Annotated in this window: 5 protein-coding genes and 1 pseudogene; 3 read left to right on the top strand and 3 right to left on the bottom strand. The window is 73.7% G+C overall.

What is annotated here, in order from left to right; genetic code table 11:
* Nucleotides 1-61: 61 nt before the first annotated feature.
* The 3 genes from ACFVHB_RS39985 to ACFVHB_RS39975 all read right to left on the bottom strand — a co-directional run bounded on the left by ACFVHB_RS39985 (nucleotide 62) and on the right by ACFVHB_RS39975 (nucleotide 2,171).
* Nucleotides 62-691 (bottom strand): Dps family protein, encoded by a 630-nt coding sequence (locus ACFVHB_RS39985; protein ID WP_380332884.1) that lies wholly within the window; start codon nucleotides 689-691, stop codon nucleotides 62-64.
* Between the two features lie 152 nt (nucleotides 692-843).
* The gene (locus ACFVHB_RS39980; RefSeq protein WP_380332882.1) at nucleotides 844-1,404 is read right to left on the bottom strand and encodes a DoxX family protein; all 561 of its coding nucleotides are present in this window, start codon (nucleotides 1,402-1,404) and stop codon (nucleotides 844-846) included.
* A 104-nt stretch (nucleotides 1,405-1,508) separates the two neighbouring features.
* Nucleotides 1,509-2,171 carry a hydrolase gene (locus ACFVHB_RS39975; protein ID WP_380332880.1) on the bottom strand — a complete coding sequence of 221 codons (663 nt, stop codon included), beginning with the start codon at nucleotides 2,169-2,171 and terminating at the stop codon, nucleotides 1,509-1,511.
* A 416-nt stretch (nucleotides 2,172-2,587) separates the two neighbouring features.
* On the opposite strand from ACFVHB_RS39975, the gene ACFVHB_RS39970 reads away from it, so the two are divergent.
* The 3 genes and pseudogenes from ACFVHB_RS39970 to ACFVHB_RS39960 all read left to right on the top strand — a co-directional run.
* Entirely contained in the window at nucleotides 2,588-2,893 is a 306-nt protein-coding gene (locus tag ACFVHB_RS39970) for a GNAT family N-acetyltransferase (RefSeq protein WP_380332878.1), read from the top strand.
* A complete protein-coding gene (locus ACFVHB_RS39965; protein WP_380332876.1) occupies nucleotides 2,890-3,369 on the top strand; it encodes an OsmC family protein in 480 nt (159 codons plus the stop codon). The genes ACFVHB_RS39970 and ACFVHB_RS39965 overlap by 4 nt, the downstream gene beginning before the upstream one ends.
* Nucleotides 3,362-3,561 (top strand): annotated as a pseudogene (locus tag ACFVHB_RS39960) (pirin family protein); the annotation flags it as partial. The gene ACFVHB_RS39965 and the pseudogene ACFVHB_RS39960, both read left to right, overlap by 8 nt.

Below are 3,561 nucleotides of genomic sequence, written 5' to 3'. Positions count from 1 at the left end.
GATCCCCACGGATCGGGCACCCGCCCCTCGCACGCGCCCGCGTGAGCCTCCTGGTGGCGGATCAGACCCGGACCAGCGGAGTGTCCACGAGGTGCTCGGCGAGGAACCACGCGTGCGACTCACCGGTGCGGACGACCTGGGAGACCAGCAGGTCGTTGGTGCCGTCGTCGCCCAGCTCGGCGGCCCGTGCCGCGGTGGCGTGGGCCTTGACGAGGACGGCCTCGTGCGCCTCCAGGAGCCGGGACAGCATCGCCGGCACCGACTCGCTGCCGTCCGGCGGGCGCGGGATCGAGGTCAGCTCGGCGGCGTGGCGCGGATCGCCGACGGCGACCCCGCCCAGGGTCTGGACCCGCTCGGCGAGCGCGTCGACCAGGGCGAGCTGCTCGTCCGCGTGCTTGTCGAGCAGCAGGTGGAGCTGGTAGAAGGTGGCGCCGCTGACCGTCCAGTGCGCCTTCTTGTACAGCGAGTGGAGGATCTGGGTGTCCGCCAGGACCCGGTTCAGCTCCTGGCAGGAGTACATCCGGGCGTCGTAGGAGAGGCCGATCGGGAACAGCTTCACGGTGCCGAACCGCTGCGCCTCCTCGCCCTTCTGATGAAGCAGGGGCTGGCTGCCGACGTGGGCCGGCTCGGCGGACTGCGAGCTCCGTGGGGTCTGTGAGGTCTGTGGGGTCTGCGGGGTCTGTGACGTCATGACGGGTCTCACGCTTTCTTGAACGTTTCCTCGAACGCCGAGGAACGGACGGGAACGCGACGGGCCGGCCCCCGGGACGGGGATCGCCGTCCGGGCGGGCCGGCCCGCCGTCGCGGGAGCGGCGGGGGCCGCTCCCGCGGGCTGTGCGGTGGTCAGGCGGAGCTCGACGGCGGGACGGCGCTCGACGGTGTGCCCGACGGTGTGCCCGACGGCGAGGCGTCGCGCGGAGGCGCGGACCGGTGCAGCACCAGCCTGGTGGCCAGGCCGCTGCCGACCCCGGCCACCACGGCGACCGCGAGCCACCAGAGCGGGTAGGGCGTCAGCCCCAGGCCGGCGTCGGCCGACCAGGCGCCCGGACCGGTGGCCGCGAGCGCCGCCGCCGTGGTGATGAGGAACAGCGGGTACTCGTAGCCGTCGTTCTGGACCCAGAGTCCGTGCCGCCACTTGACGGTGGTGGCCACCGTCATGACGCCGATGGCGCCGGTCGCCGCGAGCGGGGTCAGCAGGCCGGCGGCGAGCAGCAGACCGGAGCCGATCTGTCCGGCGCCCGCGGCGAGGGCGGTGAGCGATCCGCCGCGGAAGCCGTCCTCGCGGAACTCGCGGGTGCCTCCCTCCAGGCCCTTCCCCCCGAGGTGGAAGCTGATCTTCTGCACGCCGTGGCCGGCGATCAGCAGGCCGGTGACCAGGCGCAGGATCAGCAGACCGAGGTTCATCGCGTCCCCCCTGACCACGGCCCGCCCGGCCGCCGGGGGGCCGACGGCGCGGCGCTCCGCGGCGCGGCGCTCGACTCCGGGGTGCTCGGCTGCGGGGCCACCGGTCAGCCCGCGGCGTGCGCGCCGATGACGGCCTGCGCGTAGACGACCCCGAGGCCGTAGGCGCCGGCGTGCTCCTTGACGACCTCCATGACGGCGCCGTACGACTCCTGGCGGGCCCAGTCGCGCTGGAGCTCCAGCAGCACCTGGATCCAGGTGACCGGGACGGCGCCCGCGGCGATCATGCGCTGCAGGGCGTGCTCGTGGGCCTTGGGGCTCACCCCGCCGGAGGCGTCCGCGACCACGTAGACCTCGTAGCCCTGTCCGAGCGCCGACAGCGCCGGCAGGACGAGGCAGACCTCGGTCCAGAGGCCCGAGAGGATGATCTTGGTTCGCCCGGTGGCCTTGACGGCCTCCACGACGGCGGAGTCCTCCCAGGCGTTCATCGTGGTGCGGTCGAGGACCTCCTGCTTCGGGAAGACCTCGACGAGCTGGGGCAGGATCGGTCCGGAGAAGGACTCGGCCGCGACGGTGGTGAGGACGACCGGCACGTCGAACACCTTGGCCGCCTTGGCCAGCCCGACGGTGCTGTTGATGATCGCGGTCCGGTCGCCGCTGCCGACGCCGAAGAACATCTGCGGCTGGTGGTCGACGAACAGCATGACCGCGTTGTCCGGGGTGAGCAGGTCCGGACTCGGCGCGGCGACGACCTCGGCGAAGTCAACCATGACTGGGGCCCTTCTGGGAGCAGGGAGCGCCGGCCGTCCCGCCCGTGGCGGGCGACGGTGTGCGGGGACGGGCCGCGGCGATTCGGCAGGTGGACGGCGATGCCGCCGCGGGCCCTGGACGGGCCGCCCGCCGGCGGATCCGGGTCACGGCCCGGCATCGCTGCGCTCACGCTAGTCGCGGTCCGCGGCGCGGTCTTGCCTCGTCGCGCCCTGCCGTGTTCCCCGGCTGCACGCCGCCGGGGAAGGGCGCCGGGGACGGCCCACCTGGTGCGAACATCGGTGGAGGGTGATCCGGTGACGGTCCGCCAGGAGGGCGGCCGGGGCCGTCCCGGGCGTTCGCTTGAACCGCCTGTAGTTGAATGCTAAATTAAATCCATGATCGGCGCGCGGATCAGCGCCCGCCCCGAGGAGGACCGATGACGACCAGCGTGACGGACAACCCCGAGCAGTCGCGGTACGAGATCACCGACGACGGCGAGCTCGCCGGTTTCGCCGAGTACCACCGGTACGAGGGCGAGATCGCCTTCATCCACACCGAGGTCGACCCCCGGTTCGGCGGTCGCGGCCTCGCCGGGACGCTGGCCCGCGCCGCGCTGGACGACGCCCGCGAGCAGGGCCTGGCCGTGCTCCCGTACTGCCCGTTCATCCGGGGGTGGCTGACCAAGCACCCGGACTACACCGATCTGGTGCCCGAGGCCCAGCGCGCCCGGTTCGGCCTGTGAGCGCCGTCGCGGCGGGGGAGTCGCCCGAACCCGCCACCGCCACGGCCGAGTTCGTCCGGGCGGCGGCCGCCGTCGCCACCAGCACCGGCGACGACTACCGGATCGACATCCACTCCGGCCGGCACAGGCTCTCCGCCGACGAGCCGGAGTCCGCCGGCGGGGCCGACACCGCCACCACCCCCGTCGGCCTGCTCCTCTCCGCGCTCGGCTCCTGCACCGCGATCACCCTGCGGATGTACGCGCAGCGCAAGGACTGGCCGCTGAAGACCGTCCGGGTGCACCTCGGCTACGAGAAGGGCCCCGAGAAGGCGGTCCGCATCACCCGCCGCATCGACCTGGTCGGCGACCTCGACGACGCCCAGCGCGCCCGGCTGCTCGACATCGCCGAACGGACCCCCGTCACCCGCGCGGTCTCCGCCGGAACGCCCATCGTCCCGGCCGCCCCGACCTCAGGAAGCAGGGCCACCCATGGCTGAGTCCGACCTCCGCACCCTCGCCCCGATCGCCCCCGCCGGCCCCGTCCGGGAACTCCTGGCACCGCGCGAGACCGCGCTCGGCGGCAGCACCGTCGTCCGCCGCCTGTTGCCGAACCTGGGGCGTCGGATGGTGGGGGCGTGGTGCTTCGTGGACCACTACGGTCCGGACGACATCGCGGACGAGCCGGGCAT

The sequence above is a fragment of the Kitasatospora sp. NPDC127111 genome, from assembly GCF_042677465.1.
In the GTDB taxonomy this organism is placed as follows: domain Bacteria; phylum Actinomycetota; class Actinomycetes; order Streptomycetales; family Streptomycetaceae; genus Kitasatospora.
Note: the sequence above shows the minus strand (reverse complement) of the source record. Positions and strands in the feature narration are given on the sequence as shown.